Origin of the sequence: Mesorhizobium sp. 113-1-2 (assembly GCF_016756475.1) — a bacterium.
Taxonomy (GTDB): domain Bacteria; phylum Pseudomonadota; class Alphaproteobacteria; order Rhizobiales; family Rhizobiaceae; genus Mesorhizobium; species Mesorhizobium loti_C.
The window spans coordinates 3,230,379-3,256,204 of record NZ_AP023242.1 but is presented as its reverse complement, the minus strand read 5'-3'; the positions used below and the strand labels follow the sequence as shown (position 1 = coordinate 3,256,204).

Sequence of the window (25,826 nt, the reverse complement as noted above, 5' to 3'; positions counted from 1 at the left end):
AAGTTTGGACGACCCGCCGAGATGCGGGCTTCCAATGGGATGGAACCATGCATCACAAGCCCCACATCGCTTCAGCCCGCCACTTGAGCGGCATCCATCAGGACGGCACCCTATGAGCGCCGCTTACGCCCTGTCCTCTCCGGTAGCGGCGCCTGCCGCCGGCCCGGCTTTCGTCGACTTCGTCGATGTCGAGAAATCCTATGACGGCCGCGCCTTCGCGGTGACCCGGCTGAACCTCGGCGTCGCGCGCGGCGAATTCCTGACCCTTCTCGGCCCATCCGGTTCGGGCAAGACGACGACGCTCAACATGCTGGCCGGCTTCGAACGGCCGACCAGCGGCACCATCACGCTGGAAGGCAAGCCGGTCGACCGTTTGCCGCCCTACCAGCGCAACATCGGCATGGTGTTCCAGAACTACGCGCTCTTCCCGCATATGAGTGTGGCGGAAAACGTCGCCTTCCCGCTCTCCGTGCGCCAGGTCGGCAAGGCCGACATTGCCGGCCGCGTCGGCCGCGCGCTGGACATGGTGCGGCTGAAACAGTTCGGCGACCGCAAGCCGGCGCAGCTTTCCGGCGGCCAGCAGCAGCGCGTGGCGCTCGCCCGCGCCCTGGTGTTCGAACCGAGCCTGGTGCTGATGGACGAGCCGCTGGGCGCGCTCGACAAGAAATTGCGCGAGCACATGCAACTCGAGATCAAGCAGATCCACACCATCCTCGGCGTCACCATTGTCTACGTCACCCATGACCAGAGCGAGGCGCTGACCATGTCGGACCGCGTCGCCGTCTTCAACAATGGCGCCATCGCCCAGCTCGGCTCACCCGACGATCTCTACAACACCCCGCAAAGCTCCTTCGTGGCGAGCTTCATCGGCGAGAACAACACGCTGGAGGGCGTCGTCGACCGCGTCTCCGGCAAGGAATGCCGCGTTAAGCTGACCGGCGGCGGCGAGCTGACAGCGCTTGCCATCGGCGTGGCGCAGGGAGCCGCCTGCCACGTCGCCATCCGCCCCGAGCGGCTCAGCCTTATGCCAGCCGGCGGCAACGCGCTGCCCGCCACGGTCGACGGCCGCATCTACCTCGGCGACCATCTGCGGCTGCTGGCCCGGCTCGGCAACGACCAGGTGCTGACCGTCAAGGTCGGCCCGGAGGCGACCATGGCCAATGGCGAGGCCGTCACGGTCTCCTGCGCGCCGCAGGACTGCCGCGCCTTTCCCGCCGATGCCACGGCCGCCAAGACATCCTGAACCAAACCAAAACAGGTCCATCTCAAAAACAGGGGAAGAAAAAATGAAAATCGCAAAGACCCGGATGCTCGCTTTGGCCGCGGCCACCGCACTGTTCAGCATCGGCCACGCCTTCGCCGATGAATTGTCGATCATGGCCAGCGGCGGCGCCTGGCAGGACGCCCAGCGCAAGGCCTGGTTCGAGCCGTTCAGCAAGGAGACCGGCGCAAAAATCCTCGAGCAGGAATATCTCGGCGATCTCGGCAAGGTCAAAGCCATGGTCGACACCGGCAACGTGCCGATCGACCTGGTGACGGTGGAAACCGCGACCGTGCTGCAAGGCTGCGACGCCGGCATCCTCGAGCGCCTCGACTATTCCAAGATCGGCCCGCGCGACAAGTTCATCGAGGGCTCAGCGCTCGATTGCGGTGTCGGTCTCGACGCTTACGGCGACATCCTCGCCTATGATCCGACCGTGCTGAAGGAAGCCCCGACCTCGGTTCTCGACCTCTTCGACACCAAGAAATTCCCGGGAAAACGCGCCATGCGCAAATTCCCGGCGCAGAACTTGGAATGGGCATTGATGGCCGATGGCGTCGCGCCCGCCGACGTCTACAAGGTGCTGGCCACACCCGAGGGCGTCGACCGCGCCTTCAAGAAGCTCGACACCATCAAGAAGGACATTGTCTGGTGGGATGCCGGCGCGCAGCCGGCACAGTTGCTCGCCTCCAAGGAGGTGGTGATGACCACAGCCTGGAACGGCCGCATCCAGAACGCCATCGACACCGACAAGAAGCCCTTCAAGATCATCTGGAACAACCAGATCCTCGAATACGACATGATCGCCATCCCGAAGGGCGCCAAGAACCCGGAACTCGCCTACAAATACCTCGCCTATATCTCGAAGCCGGAAAACAACGCCAAGCTCGCCAGCTACATCACCTACGGGCCGGTGCGCACCGATGCGGCGTCCTTCGTCGCGGCCGATGCCTTGCCGAAACTGCCCAACGCGCCAGACCACCTCGCCGGCGCCTACCTCGTCGCCGACACCGAATTCTGGGGCGACTATGGCGAGGACCTGGTCAAGCGCTTCAACGCCTGGCTGGCGCAGTAGGAATGTCGGCCTTGCAGCCCAGCGAACTCGACCGGCCCGCGCTGGCCCGCGGCCGGCCGGCCGCCGGCGCGGATCCCGGAACCGCGTCGGCGGCGCTGCGCCGCGCCGAATTCGGCGACCGGCTGCGTTCGCTGGCGCTGGCCGCGCCCCTGCTCCTGCTTCTGGCGCTGAGCTTCGGCATCCCGATCGTGCTGCTCTTGTCGCGCGCCGTCTACGACCCGACCATCGCCAACGCCCTGCCGCGCACCAGCGTGGCCCTTGCCGACTGGAACGGCCAGGGCCTGCCTGCAGATGCCGCCTTCATCGCGCTCGCCGCCGACCTCAGCGACAACCAGGCCAAGGGCACCGCCTATGAGCTGGCCAAGGCGCTCAACGCCCGCTTGCCTGGCGCCCGCAGCCAGGTGCTGAAGACCGTACGCCAGCTCGAAGGCGCGGGCGGCAAGCCGCCGCTCGAGATCATGAAAGCCGTGCCCTTCTGGTCCGCGCCCGGCACTTGGCCGACCATCGCCAACGGCACCCATGCCATCACCTCGTTCTATCTGCTCAGCGCACTCGACCTCAGATGGAACGCCGATGGCGGCATCGAGCGCGTGCCGCCCGAGCAGGCGATCTTCCTACAGGTGTTCCTGCGCACCTTCTTCGTTGCAGCAAGCGTCACGCTCGCCACCTTGCTGCTCGGTTTTCCCCTCGCCTATCTCATAGCGAGCGTGCCGAAGGGGCTGGCGGCGATCCTGATCGTGGCGGTGCTGTTGCCGTTCTGGACCTCGATCCTGGTGCGCACCGCTGCCTGGACTGTGCTCTTGCAGAAATTCGGCCTGGTCAACGACCTGTTGCTGTGGCTCGGCTTCGCCTCCGAGCGGCTCGACCTGATGTACAGCCGCATCGGCCTGATCATCGCCATGACGCATATCCAGCTGCCGTTCACGCTGCTGCCGATCTACTCCGTCATGCGCACCATCGCGCCCTCGCAGATGAAGGCCGCCTATTCGCTCGGCGCTAGGCCGTTCACCGCCTTCCGGCGCGTCTACCTTCCGCAGGTTTTCCCCGGAATCATGGCCGGCTGCCTGCTCACCTTCATCCTGTGCCTGGGCTACTACATCACCCCTGCCCTGATCGGCGGCGCCAGCGACCAGCTGATCAGCAATTTCATCGCCAATTACGTCAATGTCGAACTGAACTGGGAAATGGCGGCGGCCCTCAGCTTCATCCTGCTGGTCTTCACCCTGGCCCTGTTCGGCATCTTCGCCCGGATCCTTGGCCTCGACCGCCTGAAGATGGTGTAGCCATGCTGTTGTCGCCCTACCCCACCTCTGGTGAACGCATCCGCGTCGCGCTGCTGTGGCTGTGGTGCGGCCTGGTCATCCTGTTCCTGCTGGTGCCGATCCTCATCCCCGTGCCGCTCTCCTTCAACAGCGGCGCCTTCTTCATCTTCCCGCTCGAAGGCCTGTCGACGCGCTGGTACGAGGTGGTGCTGGGCACGCAGCGCTGGCAGTCGGCGATCGGCAACAGCCTGATCGTCGCCTTCGGCACGACGCTGATCGCCACCACGCTAGGCACGCTGACGGCCATCGCGCTGTCGAACGAGAAGTTTCCCGGCCGCCGCATCGTCATGCCGTTGTTGCTGTCGCCGCTGATCGTGCCGGTGGTGATCACCGCCGTCGGCTCCTATCTGTTCTACGCCCGCATTGGCCTCGCCAGCACCTATGCCGGCATCATCCTGGCGCATACCGCCCTTGCCAGCCCCTTCGTCGTCGTCACCGTCGGCGCCAGCCTCACCGGCTTCGACCGCAATCTCATGCGCGCCGCCGCCATATCAGGCGCGAAGCCGCTGACCGCGTTCTTCCGCGTCATGCTGCCGCTGATCCTGCCCGGCGTGCTTTCGGGCGCGGCCTTCGCCTTCGTTACCTCCTTCGACGAGGTGGTGGTGGTGCAGTTCCTGGCCAGCGCCGGCCAGCGCACCATGCCGCTCGAAATGTTCATAGGCCTGCGCGAAAAACTCTCGCCCGCCATCACCGCCGCCGCGACGCTGATGATGGCGCTGTCGATCGTGCTGCTGGTGGTGGCGAACCTGCTTGCCCGGCGCGGCCAGGGCCGCCGGGCATCAGCCGGCTAGGCAACAGCCGCGCAGAAAAACACTGAAACTTTTCGCAAGCCGTTCCCGTTTCTCCCGAGATCGCCTCCCAGGCGATCGCAGACCTCCGATCATGCCCCGCCGGCCCCCTGCTGGTGGGGCCTTTTTTGAGGCGGCCGGCGCGGAACAATCTGGGAGACGGAAGTTTCAAATCGGCCGGACCCCGGCACCTCTGGTCAACTCCCGGCGCCCTTGCCGCTCCGGCGCCCTCTCGGCCATAATCCGTCCTCTCGCGGAGAACACCGATGTCGCTCAGCCCCTTGCTCCACGCCTCGCCCGTCATTCAGCTCCACGCGCTGATCGCCATTGCCGCGCTGCTGCTCGGCGCCATGCAACTGTGGCGCACCAAGGGCGACCGGCTGCACCGGGCGCTTGGCCGCGTCTGGGTGGCGCTGATGGCGACGGTCGCCGGCTCCGGCCTGTTCATCTGGACGATCCGGCTGTGGGGGCCGTTCAGCCCGATCCACCTTCTGTCGGTTCTGGTGCTGGTGATGCTGTGGCGCGGCGTGCGGGCCGCGCGCCGAGGCGAGATCGGTGCACACCGCCGCATCATGCAGGGCACCTACATTTTCGGCCTGATCATTACCGGGCTTTTGACCTTCATTCCCGGCCGCACCATGTATGCCGTCGCCTTCGGCCCGCAGGGCGCGACGCCACAAAAGCTGCTGGTGTTTGCCGCCCTGGTGATCCTCGCGGCAGCGGCCGGCCTCTATGCCGCGCGCGGTGCACGGGCGGCAATGCCGCCCATGCGTGGAGAATCCCAGCCCGGAAGCGCATAAGGCCGCCAGTTGCAGGCTGGCTGGACCTGTCAGTCACGCGATGCCGCCCTATCGCATTGTCACCACGAACGGCCGGCGAAAATGTCCGGCTGCCCCGGTTCAGACCGGACCGGACGCCACGAACGCGACGACGGCGGACAGTTTCTCGCGCTTCACCAGAACCGGTTTTTCGTAAGTCTTCTTCATGGAATGCCCCAAAACCCCAGGATTTGCCCGCGTAGGGCGCTACGGAAGCCCTTCATTGTCAAGCGAACGCCCAACAAGGTTCCGTGATCGCCGGCCCGCATTCGCGGCCGTGCCAGCTGCCGGTCAAGGCATCCTGCCTCTTTCCCTCCTTCTTCTGGCCATGTTGCACTGCGAAAAACTTGCTGCATTGCGATATCGGCTGACCAGGCCGACATGCGCGGCGGGCTGGGCATAACGAAGGAGCTGTCGTGGCGGCATCGTTTCGGCCTGATATACAGGGATTGCGCGCGCTGGCTGTCGGCGGCGTCGTTGCCTATCATTTCGGCCTCACCGCGCTGCCCGGCGGCTTTGCCGGCGTCGACATCTTCTTCGTCATCTCCGGCTGGCTGATCACGACGCATTTGATGCGCGAGATCACCGAGACCGGCCGGCTCGACCTCTGGCGTTTCTATGCGCGGCGCGCCCGGCGCCTCCTGCCGGCGGCCCTGTTCGTCATCCTGGCGACGCTCGCCGCCGGCACTTTCATCCTGGCGCCGCAGGAGCAGGCGCTCTATTCGCGCGGCGCCATGTTCGCCTCGGCCTATGCCATCAATCTGTGGCTGCTGCGCTGGTCGTTCGACTATTTCGCTTCGGATGCTGCCAGCAATCCCTTCATCCATTTCTGGTCGCTGTCGGTGGAGGAGCAGTTCTATCTCGTCTGGCCGGCGCTGCTGCTCTTCGCCGCCTGGCTGCATCCGGGCCGGCGCATGGCGGTGCTGGTGATCGGCGCCGCCGGCCTCGCCTCCTTCGCCGCCTGCCTGTGGCTCACCAGCCTCTCTCCGGCCTGGGCCTTCTACTTCTCGCCGCTGCGCGCCTGGGAGTTCGCCGCCGGCGGCCTGGCGACGCTGGCGCCGGCAACATCGTTGCGCAACCGCGCATGGCTTCGCGCGGCACAGGGCTGGCTCGGCCTGGCGCTGATCGCGGCGGCCTATCTCCTATTGAGCGAAGACCTGCCCTTCCCCGGCTGGTACGCGCTGCTGCCGGTTGCCGGCACGGTGCTGGTGCTGCTGAGCGGCGCGGGCAAGGAGCGAGACGAAGAGACAGCCAGCCCGACCGGCTGGCTGATCCTCACGCCCGCTGCAGCGCTTTCGCTGCCGCCCTTGCAATGGGTCGGCGCGCTCTCCTATTCGCTCTATCTCTGGCACTGGCCTGTTATCGTCTACGCCGGCATGCTGGCGCCGGATCTCAGCGTCCTCCAGCGCCTCGGCTGCGGCGCGCTGGCGGTGGCGCTGGCGTTCCTCACCTATCATTTGATCGAGAACCCGGCGCGACGCGGCGGCTGGCTGACCGTTGGCGTTCGAGCGCTGGTTCCGGCGCTTGCGCTGACCGGCGTGGGCGTGGCGGTGGCCTATGCCAATGCGCATCTGGCCACCCGCAATATCGACCCGACCCAGCGCGGCATCGAACAGGCCGCCGAACAGCCCTCAATCGCGCGCGCCGTGGACAAAAACTGCCTGCTCGATTTCCACACGGTGAAGCCGAAACCCTGTACCTTCGGCTCCGCGGATGCCGCCCACACCATCGTGCTGTTCGGCGATTCACATGCCGACCACTGGTCGACACCGCTGGTCGAGGCGGCCAAGCGCAACGACACCAAAGTGGTCACCTATCTCAAATCCTCGTGCCGCGCCTCGCGGCTTTCGACCTTCAACACCGTGCTGAAGCGCGACTACACCGAATGCGACGCCTGGCGCGAACAGGCAATCGCCGACATCATCCGCCGCAAGCCGCGCCTGGTGGTGATCTCGGAATTCTCAATCGGCAACCTGACGCGCGACATGCCCGCCGCCGGCCGCAAGGCCGAGACCGCGCGCTGGCAGGCCGGCCTGCGCTCCACATTGCAGGCCTTCAGCCAGGCCGGCGTCGAGACCGCCGTCATCCGCGACACCCCGATCGGCGACAGTTTCGCCGATTCCTGCGTGGCGCGAGCGCTATGGTGGCGCGAGACCCCCTCGCGCTGCGACACACCGAGAGCCCAGGCCGCCAATGACAGCGCGGCGGCGGAAGAACGCGCCGTGGTCAAAAGCGTCCCTGACACGCTCTATGTCGACCTCACCGACCGCTTCTGCGGCCCGACGCAGTGCCACGTTTTCATCGGTGGCAGGCTGGCGTTTCGGGACCGGCATCATCTGGCGACGGCCTTTGCCGAGACGCTGGAGGGGCCGCTGGAGAAGGCGCTGTTTTAGACCTTCCCTTCCGAGGCAAAACGCAACACCATCTCACGAATCAAAGAGACGATGGAAAGTGGATACCCTCTCGACCACCGAACGCAGCGAACGGATGGCGCGTATTCATGGCAGGGATACGAAGCCAGAAATGGTCGTGCGCCGGCTGCTCCACGGAATGGGCTATCGCTACCGACTCCATCGCGGCGACCTGCCTGGGAAACCGGACATTGTTTTTGGAAAACGCAGAAAGGCGATTTTCATCCATGGGTGCTTTTGGCATCGTCACGATGATCCGGCGTGCCGACTCGCCCGCCTTCCAAAATCGCGGCTGGAGTTCTGGGGGCCGAAACTCTCAGCGAACGCGGAGCGCGATGTCCTAAAACAAGAAGCCTTGAAGCGACTCGGCTGGAACGTACTGGTTGTCTGGGAATGCGAATTGCGGCAGAGTGAACAATTAGAGAACAAGCTGCGCCAATTCGTGGGGGAATAGCATGAAATCGATCGAGCTCTTCGCTGGCGCTGGTGGACTTGGCATGGGTGTCAGTCGTGCCGGATTCACGCCGCAAGCCGTAATTGAGTGGGACCGGTGGTGCTGTGACACCATTCGAGAAAACCGGGCGGATGGGCTTGGCCTCGTTGGTGATTGGCCCGAACCGACCGAGGGCGACGTCCGCCGTGTCGATTTCCGCGAGCACGAGGGTAAGATCGATCTGGTGACCGGCGGTCCGCCCTGTCAGCCGTTCTCGCTGGGCGGCAAGCATCGTGCCCATGCGGACTCCCGTGATATGTGGCCAGAAGCGGTCCGGGCGGTGCGAGAAACCAAACCTCGCGCCTTCATTTTCGAGAATGTGAAGGGTCTCACCCGCGAAACCTTCGCGACATACTTTTCGCACATCGTCCTGCAAATGACCTACCCCGAATTGGCCGCCGAGCCTGACGAGGGTTGGGAAAGCCATCTGCGCCGGCTTGAAAAGCATCATAGCGGCCGTCGCGGCCCAAGGGGCCTCGAATATCGGGTTCTTCCACGTTCGGTGAACGCGGCAAATTACGGTATCCCTCAGCGCCGGGAACGCGTGATTTTTGTGGGTTTCCGCGCCGACCTCGACATCAAGTGGGCTTTTCCACTGGAAACGCATTCCCTCGACGCTTTGCTGTGGGATCAGACCCGGGGCGACTATTGGGACCGACACAAGGTGCGTAACGCTGATCGTAAGATTGGCGATCGCCATTCGGAACGCGCGTCGCGACTAGACGCAAAACCAAAGGCGGAGCCATGGCGGACAACGCGGGATGCAATTGGTGATCTGCCTGATCCCGAGAATGAGTTGCGCAAGGCCGCGAACCATAACAACCATCGATTCCAACCGGGAGCACGATCCTACCCTGGCCATACCGGAAGCCCGCTCGATGAACCGGCCAAGACCTTGAAGGCTGGCGTGCATGGCGTCCCGGGTGGGGAGAATATGCTGCTAAGGCCAGATGGGAGCATACGATACTTCACCGTGCGAGAAAGCGCTCGCCTCCAAACCTTCCCAGACAATTTCCGTTTCCATGGCGCATGGTCGGAAACCATGCGCCAGCTCGGCAACGCCGTGCCGGTGGAACTGGGGAACATCGTCGCGCGCAGCGTGAAGCGTCACCTCACCTTTGGCGGGTCGGACTTTCTGAAATGAAGGCTTATGTCGAATTCGAGTTCGACCTTCCCGGCGCTTTGTTGGCTCGACTGATAGAGGTGCTCGATGAACTTGGCACCGCTCCGCTTAACAACGTGAGTTTGCTAGAGGTGCCCGAACAACAGGGTGTGTATCAACTACTGCTGGACGATCGCGTCGTTTATGTTGGGAAGACCGACGCTGAGGCAGGACTTAACAAGCGTCTGGTTCGCCACGCCCGCAAGATAATGCATAGAGTCGGGCTTGACCCCGCACGTGTCAGCTTCAAGGCGGTTCGAATTTACGTGTTCACCGCCGTAAACTTGGAATCTGACCTTATCCGTCACTACGGCGGCGTGAAGGCCATCGATTGGAACGGGAGTGGATTTGGCTCCAACGATCCCGGTCGGGAACGAGACACCACGAAAGTTGACCCTGAAAACTTCGACGCGATGTTCCCGATCGACATCGATAGGAAAATGGCGTTTGCCATCGACGCTAACGAGACGGCTGCAAGCGCTCTCGTTCGGCTCAAAGAAGCCTTGCCCTACACTTTCCGGTATCAGGGAAGAGGCGGGCGCAGTAGGAAGCCGCATGCCGATTTCGAGGGAACAACTCTGACGGCATTGAGTGGCCCTCTAACCCCACGCGCTGCAATCCAATTTATTGTTGCGGCTTTGCCTCAAGGATGGCAGGCGACGGCATTGCCCGGGTATATCATTCTTTACAAAGAAGACCGCGATTATCCGCAAGCGGACGTTATCGCTGTTTCTGGGCCTGAGACCGGCGCTCCGCAACCAATATAGGCCCATCGCCTACGCAACCACGAGATGATTAGGCAAAACCCGCATCAGCCCGTTCGTCATCATTCATCAAGGGCGCATACGCGCTTTGCTCGTTGGGGTATGTTGCCAAGCCCTCTTGAAGTTCGCGAACTGGTGTAACCAACGGCAACGTAATCATATAAGGGCGCCAGTTTCCGGGTTGCTTAACTGTCTCCGCTTTGTCGAAGAAAGTCACTCCGGTTTCGGAATCATATTTCTCCATATGAATTTGCGGTTCGAGATTGTCGGCCGCGCGTGCCCGGTCAGTAGCGTCTCTTGCACCGTAGCCACGGCTCGTGACGCCCGTATGCGACCCTCCACCGCTCGTCCAGCGGAATGTGAATCTGCAATCCCCGTTCTCATCCAGATCATAGTGGAGTTCGCGCCGAGGATCACGGGCATGAGGGACCCCGTCGTCCGCTCGAGCGATGCGAAAATTGTCTGGAAAAGTGGGAAATAGTTCGCGAGCGATTTCGGGCTTCTCAAGATGCTCGAACAGGCCCAACTGGGCGGCGATATTGAGAATTGGAGCGGTCCGAGCGCTACCATCGCGATTGCGGCGCGTCGAAAGCGTCGCTCGATCTTGCAGGATAAGGCCGTCTACAACCTCTTCTTGCAACCGCGCAAAGAACTCCCGGACCACTGGATCGTTCAAGTCCGCGCGTAGGCGAATAACATTGGTCGGCGCACCACGCCGATGAACACCCGCAATCACGCTGTGCCGACTCGTCGGATAGAAGTATCCGCCACGTCTCCGTCTGTAGTCAGCAACCAGGGACTCATTTTGATCCGACAAAACAACCGTGGAATTCTTGTTGTACCCACAGGCGCGGCCTAAAAGTCCCTGTAGGAGCGAATTCAAATCAGCGGCCTGACGCGCAAAGTCGACGAACCAAGTCACACGTGAAGGGAACGCATCACCCATCCTGGCGCGATTGGTCACGATAATAACGAATGGTCGGTCGAGATGACGTCGTTGACTAAGCGCGCGCTTGACACTGACGCCAGCGTATTCCGACCCAAAATAATTGATAACTTCGATCCCGGCCGATTCTAGGTCGAGGCTTCGTATCAAATCGCGGGCCCGCGTGTTGTTGTTGAATGGCCGAATGCAAATCCCAATCGGCTCTTCAGCATGCTCTATCATCGCGAGGATTGCCGCACGCATGGTCCGCTGAACTAGTTCTTGGTAGGCTGTCTGGTTGCCTCCAAAATTGACGCGACGAGCAAAGCTAGCGAACGCTGGCGGTGCTGCCGAATACGCCTGCAGTGACACCAGGGCGAGATCAGGGATATCGAGTTCGCGCGCGAGACCTGTAAGGCCAAATGTTGTCGGAGGCTGGATATCGACTCCGTCGCTAATCACGTGTCCTCCAAAGTAGTTGAACCCACGATATGTAGGAGAGAGATACTGACGGACCAACCAGACCGATTCCAGTTCGTGCAGTTCATAAGGCGTTGCCGACAGGCCGACGAAACTATGCTGAACTCCGTCTGTCATCACAGCTTCAATCGATTCGAATACCTGCACTAGAACACAAGGCCGGCGACCGGCGACACCATTTGCATCGACCACAATACGATCACTCGCGCCGAACTGGGGTTCATCAATCATGAGCAATGGCTCGAACCCCTGATCGTTCGCACGGCGGCAAAGGTCTGCGATCTGTTGAACCTGTTGGCCGTGTACGCGCCGTTGAACGAAGTCCTCTGGGCGGGGACCAAGATGTACGTCGCCCAGAGCACCGCGAAGTACGTGCGTGCGGTAGTAAGCGATAGTTGGCGAGCGTAGGAATCCAGCGTCCAAGTCGGACGGAACGTTCGTGCCCTCTACCGGTACGACCTTGATCATACCGTAGTAGTTCAAGAAGCTTGTCAGCTCGATGTTGGTCTGATCCTCCTGACTTGTGTGGCTAGTGGTCAGATAGATCGGATAGATTGCGCGCCCGGTGAGTGCGTAAATGATCGGCCCCGCCAGTTGTAGTGCAAGCGACGTAGTGGTTTTGCCGGATTGCATCGCCCCGAGGACCACGCCGTTCTGCCCGGGATTGCCCATCATCTGGTTGATGCAGTCCAAGGCCGTCATAAGTTGAGCGTCGTGAAGAACACCGCTGTCGTCGGGTCGACTAAAAAATGAACCAACTCGATCAAGGATTAAGCCATTTCGAACGGCCCCGACTACGGCATCAATATCTAGCCGTACAGGAAGCCCGAGGCTGGCCGCATGTTCATTGAACACGATACGAAGCCCATGAAGGTGGTCAATGTAATCCTCGACCTGGCGGTCGAAGGATTCCACGGAGGGCGAGGATGAAACGGCAACGGTCATAATGCGACTCAATCTGTTGTGTGTGACGAATTAAGATCACACAATCAAATAGGTCACAACAATTTTAATTATCGAACGTTATTTGTCATACTCCAGACCGAACCGATCTCAGCCCCTTCACCGCCCCATCATCATCCCATAATGCACCGCCACCAAATCCAGCCCGAACATCAGCAGTTTCGTCACCACGTCCGGCTCTCGCCGGTTTGCTCGGCCAGGCCATCGATCGACTTTCGTCGCGGCCTTTCGCACCCACATCTCGCGAATCCATGGAACGGGACCGCCCCTCGCGGGTTATATTAGATCAACCTTGAGAAGGAGGTAGCCATGAAGAAGCTCCTGCTTGCCTCGGTTATCGCCATTGCTTCGGCGGCGGCGATGATCGCGCCTGCCGCCGCCCGCAGTCACGTCTTTATCGGCATCGGCGGCGGCTACAACGACTATTATGGCAACGATTATTATGATGGATATGGGAACTATGGCGGCCGCTACGTCTACAGCCCCTACGACCCCTACGATGACGGCTACCGGCCGCGTTATTTCCACCGGCACCACCACCGCTGCCACATCGAAGTGATCAACCACTGGCGCCATCATCACAGGATCGTCGAGGAAGTCCGCGTGTGCGGATAAACTGATCCCGGCGACACGGATCCGGCCGGCATCCGCCGGTCGGATTGGTGCGCCGCCTCACCGCGCCATCATCATCCCGTAGTGCACCGCCAGCAGGTCGAGCCCGACCTTCAGCAGCTTCGTCACCACGTCCCTTCCCTCACCCGTCTGTTCCGCCAGGCTCTTGATCGAGCCACCGGCGCAGCAGACCTGTCGCACCACCGCCGCGACCTCCCAATGGCATAGTGCCCTCGTGGCGGCGGCATGCGCCCGGCCGGCGTCGAGCACGCTGTCGGCGATGCCGCCGCCCTGGCGGCCGCCGTCGACGCGCTCGCTCCAGCGCATCGGTTTGACGCCCGCCTGCTGGCTGCACTGGAAATCGTCGCGGTAGCGCTGGCCGGCCTCGCGCTGCTGGCGCGACAGCGAGGTGATGCCGATGAGCGGATCAACGTTGCGCACCCGCACGATGCCGCCGGTGGAGGTGTAGCCGTCATTCGACACTTCATACACGCGTCGCGCTTCAGCCGTGCCGGCGTTGAGCCGCTTGCGGCCGAAGGCGTCGTCGCTGAGTGCGAAATCATGGCCGATCTCGCGGCGGATGCGCACCTGCTCGGCCTCGCCCTTCGGCAGTTTCGGCGCCTGCGGTTTGGCGGCTTTGGCTTTTTTGGGCATGGGGTGGCTCCTTGGGCTTGGGGTGTGGTGTTTTTGGTTGGAGAGGCTGTCGGAGATGAATCATCCCGCCACCTGCTTCGCCGGTACTTGCGCTCCCCGCCGCGCCATCAGCTCGCGCATCGTCCGCCGCTCCCGCACCTCGATGCAGAGCTGCGCGCTCGACGGGCAGAACTGGGCGTTGCCGCTCTTCACCTCGCCGCGCACGAAGCGCTGGATGGCGGCTTGCAGGTCGGCAAGCTCGGCGTCGCGCACGGCACTGAGATAGCCGCGCATCTGCATCTCGACATCAGTCAGGGCGGATTGCGGGAAGCATGAGAACATCGCCGCCAGCGCCTTCGTCGCCTGCTGCAGTTCGGCTGCGGTCATGGCTGCGGATCTCCTCGATGATGGCGTTTGCGGCGTCGGTATGGGTTTTCGGCCGCTGCCAGCCGGTCTTCTTCCCCGAGAAAACGGGAGCTGTTCTGGTCTTGCCCGTAGAAGAAAAATGCTGGGCATTTTCAGGGGAGGACACCTCTTGTTCTCCATGAGCCGAAAAATGCTGCGCATTTTCAGCGGAAAAAGCGGAAGCTTTTTCACTCTGGTTTCTGGAGTCTGGAGAATGCTGCGGCAAAGCGCCGGCATTTGCTGGAGGATGCGCCTTTGTTTTCAAGGCGGTGGCAGCACCACCACGTGCCCCGGCGGCGGCCCTCGCCTCGCTTTTGACCTGCGCCTTATGCAGCTCCCTGGTCAGCCTCTTGTGGCCGATCTCGCCTGACTCGCGCTCGAAGAAGGTCAACAGATCGCCACTGATGGCGCGCCATCTCTTGAGCGACAGCCGCGCCACCCGCGCCAGCTTGGCGTCGTCGTCGGGCAGCCGGCCGCCGGCGTTCCACATCGCCATCAGGATGAGCATGTAGGCGCCGATCTGCTCGGTGGAGAGCTGCAACGTGTCGCCGACGAAATCGGAGACGTAGAGCTGCATGAAGGGCCGCTCGCTCATGCCTGCCCCATGCTTGCACGCACGCTAATGGAACCAGCCGCCAGCCCGCACGTTATGACGCGACCATGCCAGAGGGAGGTGTTTCGATGACGGCTTTCATGCCGATTACGCTGCGCTTTTGCGATAACAAGACCATGCTGGTCGGCTCGGTCGCCGACGCCGAGACGGCGTTGCGGCACCATTGGCCCGACAAGACCGCACCCGCCTATGTCGAAGCCGTGCGGCTGGTCAGGCTGGCGGTCGAAGGCAGTTGCTGCCCGCGCACCGCCTTCGAGGCCTTCAGCAAGGCCGCCCGGCAACAGGGAATATTGATGGTCAAGCCGAGAAGCCGGGCGCATGATTGGCTCGACGCCGCCGCCAACCCGTGAAGCCTGCGCGAAGGCGATGCAACCGCCTGGCGGCCTCGCGCGTTTATGAGCGTCGGCTTGAATGCCGCGCCGAGATCGAGGGTGAACGCCGTGGGTACGATGAAAACGCCGCTCAAAGTAAGCCTGGACGGACATGTCGAGGAGATCGACAGCGTCAGCGATGCCGCCGATTTCCTGCAACGCTGGCCGATCGATCGGCGCGGCCATGTCTACCGCAGCGCGCTCAACGCCTGCAGTGCCGCGATTGCGGCACAGATTTCCGAATCCGACGCTATGAAAGTGTTCACCGGCTTTGCCCGCGTCGCCGGCATCCTGGTTGCCGAAGCCGGCCCGGCCATGCGGCTGGAGGCACGCACCGTGCAAAGCCGCATGCCCAAGCAGGGCCGGCAGATACCGAAATAGGCTCACTGGCAAACCCGGCGTTGAAACCGCGCCTGGTGGTAGCCGCAGTAGCTCTTCAGCCCTTTGGTCCGCATGCCGCAGCACAGCATGTCGGCGCCGGGCCGGCCGCCCGGCGCGTCGTTCTCCGGATCCTCTTCCAGCGTCAGGTCGAGCGGCGCGCGGCAGCGGGCAAACAGGCAGTCGATGAAGCGCATCGCCACGCCATGCGGCTGGCGGCCGATGGGTCCGCGCGGCGGCGCCGGCACCTTGAGACGGTAGGCCTCGCCATCGGCGATCAGCACGCCCACCTCGCGCACGAACAGGCGCGGCGGCAGCCAGGCCGGCGAGGAATCGCGTCTGGTCCGCGCCTTGTTCTTGCGCGCGCCCTTGGCGGCATCGACGCCGGCGCGCTTTTCGGCAGTTGCCTTGCCCTTTGCCTGCTTCGCGGCCCCGGGCTCGCGCATTGTCCGTTCGACGGCAGCTTGCCGCACGACCGGCGGCATCCCCCGGCCATTGGCAAAGCCGATCGCGCCCAGCATGGCGTTGCGGTGGACGATGCCGATGATGGCGTTGCGCGACACCGGGCTGCCGCGCAGCGCACTGAACGCCGCCGCGATCCTCGAGGCCGAAAGCCCCTCCTTCAGCCAGCGGGCGATCTCTTGCAGTTCGGCGTCGCTGTAGCTTGCCATGTCCAGGCTCCATCCAGTGGTCCGCCTTCGGCCGCGCTCGAGAGCGCGCCGTCGGCCAGGCGTCAGGGTGCAGGCCCGGTCCGGGCCACGGTCAGAGGTTCGGTGCGAAAGCCGGCTCGCGGGATGGATCAGCCGGAGCGGATTGAGTGCCCGGCGCTCAGGCGCGCCAGCCGGGCCTCCGCCGTCTTCCTGTCGGGCGCGGAAACTGCCCTGCCCGTCATCAGATCGAACAGGATGACGGTGCCGTCCTGCGTGCGGATGCAGGAGCGCGCATAGAGACCGGCAGCATGCCGGTCGAATGGGGGGCCGGAGCCGAGGGGAGCGGCGGCTCCGGCCGTTCCGGCCGCCAGGGACGGGCAGACCGGACCCGAGGCATCAAAGCGCTCGGGCTTCGCCCCGGCCGGGGAGGACGGCCGGGACGGAAGGGAATGGCTGGCGACTTCGGTCGCCTTGTTCGCCTCACGCGAGGCTGGCGCTACCGCGCCATGAAAGCTGGACAGGTTCTGCATGACCAGATATAAGCATAACTCAAAAATGGATGCAAGCCATTCTTTCATAGACGAGAGCCGCTTTCATCGCTCACATGGGCGCCATGGCAAAAACGGAACTGTCGATCAAGGTCGGGGCGGCGATACGCCAGGCGCGCAAGCAGCGCGGCCTGGTCATGCGCCACATTGCCGAGCATAACGACACCGATGTCGCCGCCGTCGGCAATTGGGAAACCGGCCGCAACCTGCCCAAGACCGAGAACCTGTTGAAGACCGCCGCGTTCCTGCGCGTCGACCCGGTGGCGCTCGGCCAAGGGCAGGTCGCCTTCCTCGACGATGCCGGGCCCGTGGCGGATGCCGAGATCGTCACCGATGCCGGCCCGATGCCCGCCGGCTCAATGGATATCGAGGTGCTGGGTGCGGCGGTCGGCGGCGACGACGGCGACTTCACCTTCAACGGCGAGCCTGCCGGCTACGTCCAGCGCCCGCCGGGCGTGCGCAACCTGCCGAAAGTCTTCGCGCTGCATGTGCTCTCCGACTCCATGGTGCCGCGCTACGAACCCGGCGACCTCATCTATTGCGGCGGCCGCGACGCCGTGCCTGGCGACCATGTGGTGATCGAGACGTTTCCGGAAGAAAACGAGAAGAACGGCAAGGCCTTCATCAAGAAGCTGGTCAAGCGCACAGCGGGCGAGCTGGTGGTCGAGCAATACAATCCGCCCAAGACGCTGACCTTCAACCGCTATGCCATCAAGCATGTCTGGCGGGTGATCCCGCTGAAGGAATTGCTGGGGTATTAGCGCCCCTTTTTCCTTCTCCCCTTGCGGGGTGAGAAGCGGTTCGCGCAGCGAACGAAAAGCCAATTGCTTGGCTTTTCGAGCTTCGAACGCCCTGAGCCTGCGAAGGGCCGGGTGGCGCACAATCCACCTGCCGGGTCCCCGCTGCTTCGCAGCGTCCCGGCGTTCGCCGGCCTTTCATCGTGCCACTGGCACGATGAATTCGCTTCGCGAACCGGCTGCTCACCCCGCAAGGGGAGAAGGCAAGTCAGCACCCCCTCAAGCCCGCCTCGCCTCCACCAGCACCTCGCGCTCGCTCAGCATCTGCGCTTCGCTGCGCACGCGCTGGCGCTCGTCGATGAAGGCGGCCTGGATCGAAACCGCCGTGCCCGGCAGCCCGTCGGCGCGGCAGGCCGAGCAGACGATGCGGCCCGAAAGCTCCGCCAGCGGCGTGCTGCCCGTAACGCCGAAACGCCGGAGTTCATCCGGTTTCCACCATCTGTTGCGGCCGCAATCGGCGCACTCGACCGATAGCGAGACGACATGCGCGATGACTGGTCTTCTGCCCGGCAATGCCATTGCCTCTCTACCTCGTTTGTTCCTGATTTGTTCGTATATTCCTGTGTTTTAACCCAGGAGTCGAGTCGCAGTTTTAACACTTTCCCACAAGTTTCTCTTTTATCGATTTTTGAGTTATGCTTTTATAAACTCGCAAATGTGAGTCGCCTGCCGCATCAGACCCGGGAGCTACAATGGATGCCGCCGATTTCGCCCGCGCCTGCGGTTACACCGGCGACAGCCCAGCTCTGCTCGAAGCCTTCGAGGCGATCCGCCGCAACGGCATCGCGCAGGCCCGCCAGGATCATTTCCGGCGCAAGGCCGTCATCGACGAATTGAAACAATCCGAACCGCTGTTCCTGGCCGCGATCGGCCCGGCGCTGTCGGCGGACGAGGCCATCGAGGACACCGCCCGCTTCATCGCCTGCTGGCGCAACATGCCGCGCTGGCGCCAGGAGCGGCGGCTGCCCGACCTCGTCAGGGCCAGGCAGCAGCGTCTCATTGCGCGCTTCTTCCGCCGCTACGGCCATCGCCTGTGGGCGCTCGAAGCAGCTTGAAGTTTGGCACGGCTGGACCAGCCATTTACGGCTTCCCCAGCCATTTCTGGGTTCCAATGTGAGTTTTTTCTTTCTAGATTGCCGAGGGGTGGCTGTTCGTTCGACGTGCATGATTTGGAATGTTCAGGACTGCCCGCTCAAAAATTCAGACGTGGATAACGGCCGGCGCAGGCACCATCGCGGCGCTGTTCGTCGCCGGCCTGATGGGCGCCTTCGGTGCCCTGCCCGCGCATGCTCCACCGCAACTGCCGCCTGACGCCGCCATCGATGCCGGGCGCTGGCGCGTCCAGCCGGTGCGCGCCTATGTCAGCCATGCCAGGGTTTACGGCGTGCTGATGAAGCCCGGCCAGAAGGCGCTGGTGCTTGAGGCCGACCTCACCAACCGCACCGCGCAATCCGACAAGGCCTATTTCAATGTCTTCAAGCCGGACGGGCTCGCCCTGCCCGATCCCATGCCGATGATCGCGCTGACGCGCGATGCGACACTGACGCCGGAACTGCATCCGGGGATGACCGAGCGCATGGCCTATGTCTGGCCGCTGGCCGATGACGCCACTGTCCCGGCCAGCCTGAGCTTCGGCGTCACCGCCGAGATCTTCAAGCCGCGCGACAACCTCTACGGCATGCCCGGCTGGTTCAATCCCTACCGGCTCGGCTCCATCACCTTGCCGATCGCCGACGTGCCGGCGCCGAACGCGCCGGGAAACGGCTCATGAGAATCCGCGTCCTCGGCAATCTCGTCGTCCTCGCCGCCACCGTGGCGCTGAGCTACGGCATGCAGGTGACGAAGCCGCATTATGCCGACCTCACCGCGCCGATCCCGGTCGACGGCACCATGCACGACACGGTGCATGCGCGCAGCTTCGATGTCCGGCTCGACAAGGTGATCTTCGCCCGCCAGCTCAAGACCAACCAGTTCGGCCAGGAAAAACTGCTGACCACCAGCGGCCTGTGGGCGGTGGTGACGACAAATCTCACCGCCACCGCCGCCTCCACCACGATCGCCGACGGCACCTGGCAGGGCCCGACCGGACTGCGCTATCACCAGACGGAGCGGCTGGGCTACCGCCAGGACATGCCGCCGCATGGCGTCGATCCCGGCCTGGAGAAGCGCGGCCTGTTCGTGTTCGAAGTGCCGCCGGACCAGATAGACGGCGCCAGGCTGCTGATATCAGCGCGCCAGTTCGGCCCGCTAGACGCGCAAGCACGCATCAGCGTCGACGGGGTGCCGACCGGAACAGACGGTCAGCCGGTGGATGTGCTGCCGGAATATGATCTCGACGCCCCTCCACTCCAGGGCAAGACATGACCGCCGTTTCAACAGACCTGGAGCCGACGGCCGACCCGCAGGCCGAGAAAAAATGGCGGCGGCGCAGCCTTGTGGCGCTCGCCATCCTGCTGCCGCTAACGCTGGCCGAGACCAGCTACGACAGCACGCGCGAATGGCTGCGTGGTGAGGATCTCATCGCTCGGGATGTCGATTTTGGCCAGTCCGTGTCGTTTGGCGGCAGCGACTGGAAACTGGCCGATCTGCGCGGCGGCAAGGCCGGCCGCCTGCCCGACCACGCCTTCGCCATCATCGCCACCTTCACCGTCACCATTGGCGACCCCGACCTGCAAAGGCAGTGGCTGGGCTGCAAGCTGATGCTGACCGACGCCGCCGGGCGCCGCTGGCTGCCGGACGTCATCGCCGGCGTCAGCCTGCCGCAGGGCGTGATGAACTGCAGCTCGGCGATCTTCTCCGGCGCTGGGAAGGGCGACGTCCTCACCATCGGCGACACTTTCATCGTGCCGGAGGACGCCATCAAGACCATCCGGCCCGCTGTTGGGCTGGGCAGCGAGCGGCCGTGGTATCTGCGGTTCCAAAGGCCGCCGAAGTGAGCGTCCTCTCGGGACCCAGGTTTTGCCATGTCAGCGTTGCCTCTCATCCGCCGCACCTGCCCTTCGCTGCCGCTCCGGGCGTTCGCCGCTCGAAAAGCCAAGCAATTGGCTTTCCGTCCGCTACGCGGACCGCGCCTCACCCCCGTAAACGGGGCGAAGGGAACTGAGCGAAAACGCCGTCTCCAGCACGGCGGCCAGAAAACATATCCTGATCGGCTCGATCAGAATGCCGGTGGAGGAATCCTGGAACGGGCTGCCGAACAGCAGCGTCACGCCGTGCGAGAAGATCTGCCAGACATCGAGTTCGTGCGGGCCGATCAGCCGTGTCGCACCGAGCCACAGCCAGGCGGCGCCCCAGTCGATGACGCGGTAGCCGATGATCAGCGTGCACAGAAGCAGCAGGCTGGAACTCACCGTCAGCCGCACGCCATTGGCGATCGGCAGATAGCGCGAGCGGTAGCCGGCGATGAAATGCTCGACGAAATCGCGCAGGAATTTCGGCAGGCCGGCATAGCGCTTGCCGACCCGCTCGACGCGGTTGTGGACGCGCATCAGCGCGGCATCGTCGCGAACGTCATAGCCGTAGATCAGCGCCGCCATCACCAGCCAGATCAGCGGCAGCAGCATGTAGAAGAACAGGTTGATGGCGACTGTCGAGGGCGCGACCGAGGTGAGTTCGACCGGTACCATGGGTGCGGCCGCAGCCACCGGCACCGGGCTCGCCAACCCGTCGGCCGCCGCTTGCATCACGGACCAGAAATTGCGGCTCATCAGCCATTGCAGCACGCTGTCCTTCCAGCGGCTGATCACATAGAGACCGACGAAGATCCAGTTGGTCTCGCAGATCACCACAACGATCTGCCAGAACGAGGCGGTCTTCGTTTTGGTCTGCATGAGTTTGGCCAGCCGCCGGATCAGCCAGGACACCGCCACCGAGACCAGCAGCCAGCGTGAATCCAGCACGTCGAGCACATTAGCGCTCTGGCCGAAACCGGCCTGGTCGAGCGTTTCGCGCGAATATTGCCGCACGATATCGCCGAGGAAGCCCCAGGCGGCGTAGTAGGCGAAGAACGGCAACAGCGCGATGGTGATCATGCGCACCAGCCGCGAGCCACGCCGGTCGGCCGCCGGCTCGTCGGCGGCCTTGTCCGCGCCGCGCTGCGCGGCCGCGAGATGCGGCAGGCCGGGGCGCAGCACATGGAACATCGCCACCGTCACCACCAGCTGCGCCAGCGCCACCAGCGTCAGCATGGCGAGCCCGGCGAAATGGTTGGCGAGCGCCACCTTGGCCGCTAGCTGCAGCAGGAGATCGCCGGCCAGCACCCCGGCCAGCATCAGAACCACAAGCTGCGGCCAGAACCGCCGCAACAGCGAAAAACTCAAGCTGATCGGCCTGATGATGTCGGCAAACATGAGGTCTCTCACGATGCCACCCGCCCCGCGCCTTTCTACCAAGGCCCGATCGTTTTGCAACCGGGCCGGGAAATGGGGGGTAGCGGTTTGATCATGACGGGCAGCTGGTGCTGGGTTAGGCGCGGGTGATTGAGGAGACGTTGCGCGGGTCATGCGCGGTCTTCCCTTCTCCCCCTGTGGGAGAAGGAAGAAGCGCTCACCGCCTCACCCGCGACTTCAGCCACCGATCGAACGCCACCGCCAGGATCAGGATCAGCCCGATGACGATGCTTTGCGTGTAGGACGACACATTGTTGAACTGCAGCCCGTTCTGCAGCACGCCGATCAGGGCCGCGCCGACCACCGTGCCGCCGACCGAGCCGATGCCGCCGAACAGTGAGGTGCCGCCGATGACGACGGCGGAAATCACCGTCAGCTCGTAGCCGATGCCGGCGACCGCTTCGGAAGAGTTCAGCCGCGCCGACAGCACGAAAGCGGCGAGCCCGGCGAAGAAGCCGACGATGACATAGACCGAGACTAGGATGCGGTCGACGCGCAGGCCTGACAGCCGCGCGGCCTCCGCATTGCCGCCGACGGCATAGACGGCGCGGCCATAGCGTGTGTAACGCAGCACGATGTGGCACAGGATCGCGGCAATGGCGAAGATGATCGCCGGCACCGGCACCGGGCCGATCAACCCCGTGCCGAACCAGCGCATCGAGGCGTCGAAGCCGGAAATCGGGCCGCCATTGGAGATGGTCAGCGTCAGCCCGCGAAACACCGTCAGCCCGCCCAGCGTGACGACGAAGGGCGGCACTTTCAGCCTGGTGATGGCAAGCCCCTGCACGCCGCCGGCGGCGGCACCGACAATGACGGCGGCGAGCAGCGCCGCAAACCAGCCATAGCCCTGCGTGCCCGAGGTCGACAGCGACAGCGTGTTGGCCGCACCGCCCTTGGCGACGACGGCGGCGACCATGCCGCAGAAGGCGAGCAGCGAGCCGACCGACAGGTCGATGCCGGCGGTGAGGATGACGAAGGTCATGCCGAGCGCGATCAGCCCGGTGATCGAGATCTGCCTTGTGATGTTGAACAGGTTGATCGGGTCGATGAAGCTCGGCTTCAGCACGGTGAAGACGACGACCAGCGCCGCCAGGAACAGCAGCGGCCCGAAACTCATCAGCAGCCGCGCGAAATTGATGCCGCCGCGCTCGCTCTGTTCCCCCGCCACGCTCATTGTGCCTGCCTCTCCGCGTCCGGGCTCTGCGCGTCCTGCCCCTGCACATCTTGCTTGTCGAGCGCCATCAATTCCATCAGTTTTTCCTCGTTTGCCTCGACGCCCGGCATCTCGCCGGTAATACGGCCCCGGCGCATGGTGACGATGCGGTCCGACACCGCCAGCACTTCGGGCAGTTCGGATGAGATCATCATCACCGCGATGCCGCGCGCCGCCAGCTGCACCAGGATCTGGTGCACCTCCGCCTTGGCGCCGACATCGACGCCGCGCGTCGGCTCGTCGACGATCAGCACCTTCGGATCGCGCGCCAGCCAGCGCGCCAGGATCACCTTCTGCTGGTTGCCGCCCGACAGGCCCTCGATCGCCTGCTCCGCTGAGGCCATGCGGATCGACAGCATCTTCCTGAAACCCGACAGCGCGTCCCGCTCGCGCCGCTCAGCCATGAAACCGAAACCATTGCTGAATGTGCCGAGCGAAGCGACGGAGAAATTCGGCAGGATGCCGAGTGCTGCGAAGATCGCCTGATGTTTGCGGTCCTCCGGCACCAGACCGATGCCGAGCGCGATGGCGTCGGCCGGCGAGGCCGGCGCAATCTGCTTGCCGTCCAGCGTGATGGTGCCCGCCGCGATCCGGTCGGCGCCGAAAATGGCGCGCGCCAGCTCCGTGCGGCCTGAGCCGACAAGCCCGGCAACGCCGAGGATTTCGCCAGCCTTGAGGTCGATGTCGACGCCGTCGAGCACGATGGCATGCGGCGCCTCGGGATCGCGCACGGTGCGCAAGCTGCGCACCGACAGCACGATATCGCCGGCGACCGCGCGCTGCGCCGGCCGCGCGTAAAGTTCGGAAGCCGCGCGGCCGACCATTTTTTCGATGATGCGCGGCAACTGGATCGGCCGTCCGCGATCGCGGTCGAGATGCCCGGCCAGCCGGCCGTCGCGCAGCACCGTCATGCGGTCGCAGATGGCCGACGCCTCCTCCAGCCGGTGGGTGACGAACATGATGGCGACCTTGTCCTGGCGCAGCCGGTCCATGATCGACAACAGCCGCTGCACCTCCGTCTCGGTCAGCGCCGAAGTCGGCTCGTCCATGATGATCAGCCGGCTCTTCAGCGAGAGCGCCCGGGCGATCTCGACCAGTTGCTGCTCGGCCACCGACAGCGCCGAGACCGGCGTCATCGGGTCGATGGAGAGGCCGACGCGGGCGATGATGTCGCGCGAATCCCGCTCCATGCGCTTCCAGCTCACCAGCCCGAGCGGCCCGACCGGCGCGCGGCCGATGAAAATATTCTCGGCCACCGTCAGCGTCGGGATCAGGCTCAGTTCCTGGTAGATGGTGACGATGCCGAGCCGCTTGGCATCCTGCGGGCTGGACGGCGCATAGTCGGCGCCGTCGAAAATGATGCGTCCGCTGGACGGCGGCATGACGCCCGACAGGATTTTCAAGAGCGTCGATTTGCCGGCGCCGTTTTCGCCAAGCAGGCCGAGGATTTCGCCAGGGCGGATGTCGAGAGAGACATCACTTAGCGCGGTGACGCCGGAAAAATGCTTGGTGACGCCTTCGACGGCGAGCAGGGCGGATGCGGCTTCAGCTGGCAAGGGTTGCTCCCGGATTGTGGATCATGCTGGCTCCGTCAGCGCGCGAACACCCCCCTCTGTCCTGCCGGACATCTCCCCCTCAAGGGGGGAGATTGGCCGTGTCACCGGTGGCGCTTTTCCTCGAACGTTGACGAATTGGCGAAAGCAGAAAAACCAGCCGATCTCCCCCCTTGAGGGGGAGATGCCCGGCAGGGCAGAGGGGGGCGATGCCCCGCCTGCCTTGCCAATCGACCGATCCCCACCGGTCCCCTACTTCGTCTCGCTCAGCCTCTCAGCCTTATCAAGATTGTCCTTGCCGATGACGATCGGCGTCAGCAGCACCAGCTTCTCCTTCGGCTCGGTCTTGTTCTTGGCGTAGGCGACCGCGATCTGCACGGCGGTGCGCGACTGCTGGCCGGGGAACTGTTCGACCGTGCCGGCGAGCTTGCCGTCACGCACCGCGACCAGTGCCTCGGGCAGCGCGTCGAAACCGTAGATCTTGACGTCGGTGAAGTTGCGCGCCGCGCACGCCTCGAGCGCGCCGAGCGCCATGTCGTCATTGGCGCAGATGATGGCGTCCGGCTTGCCGTTGGCGGCGAGGCCGGCTTCCGTCACCGACAGCGCTTCGGCGCGGGCGAAGTTGGCGGTCTGCTCGAAGATGATCTGGTACTTGTCCTTCAAGGGATCGAGCACATTGTGCACGCCCTTGTTGCGGTCGATGGCCGGACCGGCACCCGGCTGGCCCTGCAGATGGAACAGCTTGGCGCCGTTGGGGAACGCCGCCACCATGGCACTGGCCTCCGCCTCGCCGCCCTTGACATTGTCGGCGCCGACATGCGCCAGGACGCCTTGGACACCGTCGACACGGCGGTCGATCGTCACCACGGGAACGCCGGCCTTGACCGCTTCCTCGATGGCCGGCGCCAGCGCATTGACGTCGAGCGGCGAAATGACGATGGCGTTGACCTTCTGCACAAGTGCCGCCTCGATATCGGCGGTCTGCTTGGTGGCCGAGTTCTGGCCGTCGCTTTCGGTCAAATTGACGCCCTGCGCCTGCGCTTCCGCCTTGATCTCGTTCAGCATGTGCACGAAGAACGGAAAGCCGAGATTGGGCACCGAGCCCAGTATGGTGAGTTTGTCCTCGGCAAACGCCGAAGGTGCGGCCAGCACCATGGCGCCCGCGGCCACGGACGTCATCAGGAATTCACGTCTGTTCATGGT

General features: G+C 63.9%; 28 protein-coding genes and 2 pseudogenes. 17 read left to right on the top strand and 13 right to left on the bottom strand.

Annotated features, from left to right (window positions below):
* Nucleotides 1-112: 112 nt before the first annotated feature.
* The 9 genes from JN279_RS15705 to JN279_RS15665 all read left to right on the top strand — a co-directional run bounded on the left by JN279_RS15705 (nucleotide 113) and on the right by JN279_RS15665 (nucleotide 10,097).
* Entirely contained in the window at nucleotides 113-1,243 is a 1,131-nt protein-coding gene (locus JN279_RS15705; protein WP_202353269.1) for an ABC transporter ATP-binding protein, read from the top strand.
* Nucleotides 1,244-1,286: 43 nt separating this feature from the next.
* Nucleotides 1,287-2,336 (top strand): ABC transporter substrate-binding protein, encoded by a 1,050-nt coding sequence (locus tag JN279_RS15700; RefSeq protein ID WP_202353268.1) that lies wholly within the window; start codon nucleotides 1,287-1,289, stop codon nucleotides 2,334-2,336.
* Between the two features lie 2 nt (nucleotides 2,337-2,338).
* Nucleotides 2,339-3,619: an ABC transporter permease gene (locus JN279_RS15695; protein WP_202353267.1), complete on the top strand. Its 1,281-nt coding sequence runs from the start codon at nucleotides 2,339-2,341 to the stop codon at nucleotides 3,617-3,619.
* Nucleotides 3,620-3,621: 2 nt separating this feature from the next.
* On the top strand, nucleotides 3,622-4,449 hold the full coding sequence (locus JN279_RS15690; RefSeq protein WP_202353266.1) for an ABC transporter permease: 828 nt from the start codon (nucleotides 3,622-3,624) through the stop codon (nucleotides 4,447-4,449).
* A 263-nt stretch (nucleotides 4,450-4,712) separates the two neighbouring features.
* Entirely contained in the window at nucleotides 4,713-5,246 is a 534-nt protein-coding gene (locus tag JN279_RS15685; protein WP_202353265.1) for a DUF2306 domain-containing protein, read from the top strand.
* A gap of 434 nt (nucleotides 5,247-5,680) precedes the next feature.
* Nucleotides 5,681-7,657, top strand: a complete 1,977-nt coding sequence (locus JN279_RS15680; protein ID WP_202353264.1) for an acyltransferase family protein — start codon at nucleotides 5,681-5,683, stop codon at nucleotides 7,655-7,657.
* Nucleotides 7,658-7,715: 58 nt separating this feature from the next.
* Nucleotides 7,716-8,129: a very short patch repair endonuclease gene (locus JN279_RS15675; RefSeq protein WP_202353263.1), complete on the top strand. Its 414-nt coding sequence runs from the start codon at nucleotides 7,716-7,718 to the stop codon at nucleotides 8,127-8,129.
* 1 nt (nucleotide 8,130) lies between these two features.
* Nucleotides 8,131-9,312 carry a DNA cytosine methyltransferase gene (locus JN279_RS15670; RefSeq protein WP_202353262.1) on the top strand — a complete coding sequence of 394 codons (1,182 nt, stop codon included), beginning with the start codon at nucleotides 8,131-8,133 and terminating at the stop codon, nucleotides 9,310-9,312.
* A complete protein-coding gene (locus JN279_RS15665) occupies nucleotides 9,309-10,097 on the top strand; it encodes a GIY-YIG nuclease family protein (RefSeq protein ID WP_202353261.1) in 789 nt (262 codons plus the stop codon). Before JN279_RS15670 ends, JN279_RS15665 begins: the two co-directional genes overlap by 4 nt.
* Nucleotides 10,098-10,125: 28 nt before the next feature.
* Here JN279_RS15665 and JN279_RS15660 read toward each other — a convergent pair whose 3' ends face one another.
* Both JN279_RS15660 and JN279_RS38935 read right to left on the bottom strand, forming a co-directional pair.
* Complete coding sequence (locus tag JN279_RS15660; protein WP_202353260.1) at nucleotides 10,126-12,444, bottom strand: hypothetical protein; 2,319 nt, start codon at nucleotides 12,442-12,444, stop codon at nucleotides 10,126-10,128.
* Between the two features lie 117 nt (nucleotides 12,445-12,561).
* Nucleotides 12,562-12,674: pseudogene (locus JN279_RS38935) on the bottom strand (DUF6456 domain-containing protein); the annotation flags it as partial.
* Nucleotides 12,675-12,771: 97 nt separating this feature from the next.
* Here JN279_RS38935 and JN279_RS15655 point away from each other — a divergent pair.
* On the top strand, nucleotides 12,772-13,077 hold the full coding sequence (locus tag JN279_RS15655; protein ID WP_096448412.1) for a hypothetical protein: 306 nt from the start codon (nucleotides 12,772-12,774) through the stop codon (nucleotides 13,075-13,077).
* Between the two features lie 57 nt (nucleotides 13,078-13,134).
* Here JN279_RS15655 and JN279_RS15650 read toward each other — a convergent pair whose 3' ends face one another.
* Genes JN279_RS15650 through JN279_RS15640 form a run of 3 tightly spaced genes read right to left on the bottom strand, consistent with a single transcriptional unit; the run spans nucleotide 13,135 to nucleotide 14,707 of the window.
* The gene (locus JN279_RS15650) at nucleotides 13,135-13,728 is read right to left on the bottom strand and encodes a DUF6456 domain-containing protein (protein WP_202353259.1); all 594 of its coding nucleotides are present in this window, start codon (nucleotides 13,726-13,728) and stop codon (nucleotides 13,135-13,137) included.
* A gap of 60 nt (nucleotides 13,729-13,788) precedes the next feature.
* Nucleotides 13,789-14,094, bottom strand: a complete 306-nt coding sequence (locus tag JN279_RS15645) for a hypothetical protein (RefSeq protein ID WP_202353258.1) — start codon at nucleotides 14,092-14,094, stop codon at nucleotides 13,789-13,791.
* The gene (locus tag JN279_RS15640) at nucleotides 14,015-14,707 is read right to left on the bottom strand and encodes a YdaU family protein (protein WP_202353257.1); all 693 of its coding nucleotides are present in this window, start codon (nucleotides 14,705-14,707) and stop codon (nucleotides 14,015-14,017) included. Before JN279_RS15640 ends, JN279_RS15645 begins: the two co-directional genes overlap by 80 nt.
* Before the next feature lie 86 nt (nucleotides 14,708-14,793).
* Between JN279_RS15640 and JN279_RS15635 the strand changes: the two genes are divergently transcribed.
* Both JN279_RS15635 and JN279_RS15630 read left to right on the top strand, forming a co-directional pair.
* Nucleotides 14,794-15,075, top strand: a complete 282-nt coding sequence (locus JN279_RS15635) for a DUF982 domain-containing protein (RefSeq protein WP_202353256.1) — start codon at nucleotides 14,794-14,796, stop codon at nucleotides 15,073-15,075.
* Nucleotides 15,076-15,174: 99 nt separating this feature from the next.
* A complete protein-coding gene (locus JN279_RS15630) occupies nucleotides 15,175-15,477 on the top strand; it encodes a DUF982 domain-containing protein (RefSeq protein WP_446720423.1) in 303 nt (100 codons plus the stop codon).
* Nucleotides 15,478-15,479: 2 nt separating this feature from the next.
* Here JN279_RS15630 and JN279_RS15625 read toward each other — a convergent pair whose 3' ends face one another.
* The gene (locus JN279_RS15625; protein ID WP_202353255.1) at nucleotides 15,480-16,145 is read right to left on the bottom strand and encodes a GcrA cell cycle regulator; all 666 of its coding nucleotides are present in this window, start codon (nucleotides 16,143-16,145) and stop codon (nucleotides 15,480-15,482) included.
* Between the two features lie 128 nt (nucleotides 16,146-16,273).
* Nucleotides 16,274-16,654: a hypothetical protein gene (locus tag JN279_RS15620; RefSeq protein WP_244734606.1), complete on the bottom strand. Its 381-nt coding sequence runs from the start codon at nucleotides 16,652-16,654 to the stop codon at nucleotides 16,274-16,276.
* A 74-nt stretch (nucleotides 16,655-16,728) separates the two neighbouring features.
* Between JN279_RS15620 and JN279_RS15615 the strand changes: the two genes are divergently transcribed.
* Nucleotides 16,729-17,433, top strand: coding sequence for an XRE family transcriptional regulator (locus tag JN279_RS15615; protein ID WP_202353253.1), 705 nt, complete (start codon nucleotides 16,729-16,731; stop codon nucleotides 17,431-17,433).
* 255 nt (nucleotides 17,434-17,688) lie between these two features.
* Here JN279_RS15615 and JN279_RS15610 read toward each other — a convergent pair whose 3' ends face one another.
* Nucleotides 17,689-17,988 carry a hypothetical protein gene (locus JN279_RS15610; protein WP_202353252.1) on the bottom strand — a complete coding sequence of 100 codons (300 nt, stop codon included), beginning with the start codon at nucleotides 17,986-17,988 and terminating at the stop codon, nucleotides 17,689-17,691.
* 173 nt (nucleotides 17,989-18,161) lie between these two features.
* On the opposite strand from JN279_RS15610, the gene JN279_RS15605 reads away from it, so the two are divergent.
* The 4 genes from JN279_RS15605 to JN279_RS15590 all read left to right on the top strand — a co-directional run bounded on the left by JN279_RS15605 (nucleotide 18,162) and on the right by JN279_RS15590 (nucleotide 20,405).
* Nucleotides 18,162-18,524 carry a hypothetical protein gene (locus JN279_RS15605; protein WP_202353251.1) on the top strand — a complete coding sequence of 121 codons (363 nt, stop codon included), beginning with the start codon at nucleotides 18,162-18,164 and terminating at the stop codon, nucleotides 18,522-18,524.
* 119 nt (nucleotides 18,525-18,643) lie between these two features.
* Nucleotides 18,644-19,240, top strand: a complete 597-nt coding sequence (locus JN279_RS15600; protein ID WP_202353250.1) for a hypothetical protein — start codon at nucleotides 18,644-18,646, stop codon at nucleotides 19,238-19,240.
* Nucleotides 19,237-19,833, top strand: a complete 597-nt coding sequence (locus tag JN279_RS15595) for a hypothetical protein (protein WP_202353249.1) — start codon at nucleotides 19,237-19,239, stop codon at nucleotides 19,831-19,833. Before JN279_RS15600 ends, JN279_RS15595 begins: the two co-directional genes overlap by 4 nt.
* On the top strand, nucleotides 19,830-20,405 hold the full coding sequence (locus tag JN279_RS15590) for a hypothetical protein (RefSeq protein WP_202353248.1): 576 nt from the start codon (nucleotides 19,830-19,832) through the stop codon (nucleotides 20,403-20,405). The genes JN279_RS15595 and JN279_RS15590 overlap by 4 nt, the downstream gene beginning before the upstream one ends.
* A 120-nt stretch (nucleotides 20,406-20,525) precedes the next feature.
* Here JN279_RS15590 and JN279_RS15585 read toward each other — a convergent pair whose 3' ends face one another.
* The 5 genes and pseudogenes from JN279_RS15585 to JN279_RS15570 all read right to left on the bottom strand — a co-directional run bounded on the left by JN279_RS15585 (nucleotide 20,526) and on the right by JN279_RS15570 (nucleotide 25,823).
* A complete protein-coding gene (locus JN279_RS15585; protein WP_202353247.1) occupies nucleotides 20,526-21,818 on the bottom strand; it encodes a hypothetical protein in 1,293 nt (430 codons plus the stop codon).
* A 196-nt stretch (nucleotides 21,819-22,014) separates the two neighbouring features.
* Entirely contained in the window at nucleotides 22,015-23,031 is a 1,017-nt protein-coding gene (locus JN279_RS15580; RefSeq protein ID WP_096448443.1) for an ABC transporter permease, read from the bottom strand.
* On the bottom strand, nucleotides 23,028-24,140 hold the full coding sequence (locus tag JN279_RS15575) for a sugar ABC transporter ATP-binding protein (protein ID WP_446720422.1): 1,113 nt from the start codon (nucleotides 24,138-24,140) through the stop codon (nucleotides 23,028-23,030). Before JN279_RS15575 ends, JN279_RS15580 begins: the two co-directional genes overlap by 4 nt.
* Nucleotides 24,114-24,542, bottom strand: a pseudogene (locus tag JN279_RS38930) (ATP-binding cassette domain-containing protein); the annotation flags it as partial. The pseudogene JN279_RS38930 and the gene JN279_RS15575, both read right to left, overlap by 27 nt.
* 333 nt (nucleotides 24,543-24,875) lie before the next feature.
* Entirely contained in the window at nucleotides 24,876-25,823 is a 948-nt protein-coding gene (locus JN279_RS15570; protein WP_202353245.1) for a substrate-binding domain-containing protein, read from the bottom strand.
* Nucleotides 25,824-25,826: the final 3 nt, after the last annotated feature.

What these genes read in the sequence shown, in the direction of transcription:
- JN279_RS15665 (WP_202353261.1), top strand. Translation starts at nt 9,309, where the DNA reads ATGAAGGCTTATGTCGAATTCGAGTTCGACCTTCCCGGCGCTTTGTTG.
- JN279_RS15630 (WP_446720423.1), top strand. Translation starts at nt 15,175, where the DNA reads ATGAAAACGCCGCTCAAAGTAAGCCTGGACGGACATGTCGAGGAGATC.
- JN279_RS15660 (WP_202353260.1), bottom strand. Translation starts at nt 12,444, where the DNA reads ATGACCGTTGCCGTTTCATCCTCGCCCTCCGTGGAATCCTTCGACCGC.
- JN279_RS15685 (WP_202353265.1), top strand. Translation starts at nt 4,713, where the DNA reads ATGTCGCTCAGCCCCTTGCTCCACGCCTCGCCCGTCATTCAGCTCCAC.
- JN279_RS15595 (WP_202353249.1), top strand. Translation starts at nt 19,237, where the DNA reads ATGAGAATCCGCGTCCTCGGCAATCTCGTCGTCCTCGCCGCCACCGTG.
- JN279_RS15585 (WP_202353247.1), bottom strand. Translation starts at nt 21,818, where the DNA reads ATGTTTGCCGACATCATCAGGCCGATCAGCTTGAGTTTTTCGCTGTTG.
- JN279_RS15655 (WP_096448412.1), top strand. Translation starts at nt 12,772, where the DNA reads ATGAAGAAGCTCCTGCTTGCCTCGGTTATCGCCATTGCTTCGGCGGCG.
- JN279_RS15570 (WP_202353245.1), bottom strand. Translation starts at nt 25,823, where the DNA reads ATGAACAGACGTGAATTCCTGATGACGTCCGTGGCCGCGGGCGCCATG.
- JN279_RS15640 (WP_202353257.1), bottom strand. Translation starts at nt 14,707, where the DNA reads ATGAGCGAGCGGCCCTTCATGCAGCTCTACGTCTCCGATTTCGTCGGC.
- JN279_RS15650 (WP_202353259.1), bottom strand. Translation starts at nt 13,728, where the DNA reads ATGCCCAAAAAAGCCAAAGCCGCCAAACCGCAGGCGCCGAAACTGCCG.
- JN279_RS15670 (WP_202353262.1), top strand. Translation starts at nt 8,131, where the DNA reads ATGAAATCGATCGAGCTCTTCGCTGGCGCTGGTGGACTTGGCATGGGT.
- JN279_RS15645 (WP_202353258.1), bottom strand. Translation starts at nt 14,094, where the DNA reads ATGACCGCAGCCGAACTGCAGCAGGCGACGAAGGCGCTGGCGGCGATG.
- JN279_RS15610 (WP_202353252.1), bottom strand. Translation starts at nt 17,988, where the DNA reads ATGGCATTGCCGGGCAGAAGACCAGTCATCGCGCATGTCGTCTCGCTA.
- JN279_RS15635 (WP_202353256.1), top strand. Translation starts at nt 14,794, where the DNA reads ATGACGGCTTTCATGCCGATTACGCTGCGCTTTTGCGATAACAAGACC.
- JN279_RS15705 (WP_202353269.1), top strand. Translation starts at nt 113, where the DNA reads ATGAGCGCCGCTTACGCCCTGTCCTCTCCGGTAGCGGCGCCTGCCGCC.
- JN279_RS15700 (WP_202353268.1), top strand. Translation starts at nt 1,287, where the DNA reads ATGAAAATCGCAAAGACCCGGATGCTCGCTTTGGCCGCGGCCACCGCA.
- JN279_RS15620 (WP_244734606.1), bottom strand. Translation starts at nt 16,654, where the DNA reads ATGCAGAACCTGTCCAGCTTTCATGGCGCGGTAGCGCCAGCCTCGCGT.
- JN279_RS15600 (WP_202353250.1), top strand. Translation starts at nt 18,644, where the DNA reads ATGTTCAGGACTGCCCGCTCAAAAATTCAGACGTGGATAACGGCCGGC.
- JN279_RS15625 (WP_202353255.1), bottom strand. Translation starts at nt 16,145, where the DNA reads ATGGCAAGCTACAGCGACGCCGAACTGCAAGAGATCGCCCGCTGGCTG.
- JN279_RS15580 (WP_096448443.1), bottom strand. Translation starts at nt 23,031, where the DNA reads ATGAGCGTGGCGGGGGAACAGAGCGAGCGCGGCGGCATCAATTTCGCG.
- JN279_RS15695 (WP_202353267.1), top strand. Translation starts at nt 2,339, where the DNA reads ATGTCGGCCTTGCAGCCCAGCGAACTCGACCGGCCCGCGCTGGCCCGC.
- JN279_RS15615 (WP_202353253.1), top strand. Translation starts at nt 16,729, where the DNA reads ATGGGCGCCATGGCAAAAACGGAACTGTCGATCAAGGTCGGGGCGGCG.
- JN279_RS15690 (WP_202353266.1), top strand. Translation starts at nt 3,622, where the DNA reads ATGCTGTTGTCGCCCTACCCCACCTCTGGTGAACGCATCCGCGTCGCG.
- JN279_RS15605 (WP_202353251.1), top strand. Translation starts at nt 18,162, where the DNA reads ATGGATGCCGCCGATTTCGCCCGCGCCTGCGGTTACACCGGCGACAGC.
- JN279_RS15590 (WP_202353248.1), top strand. Translation starts at nt 19,830, where the DNA reads ATGACCGCCGTTTCAACAGACCTGGAGCCGACGGCCGACCCGCAGGCC.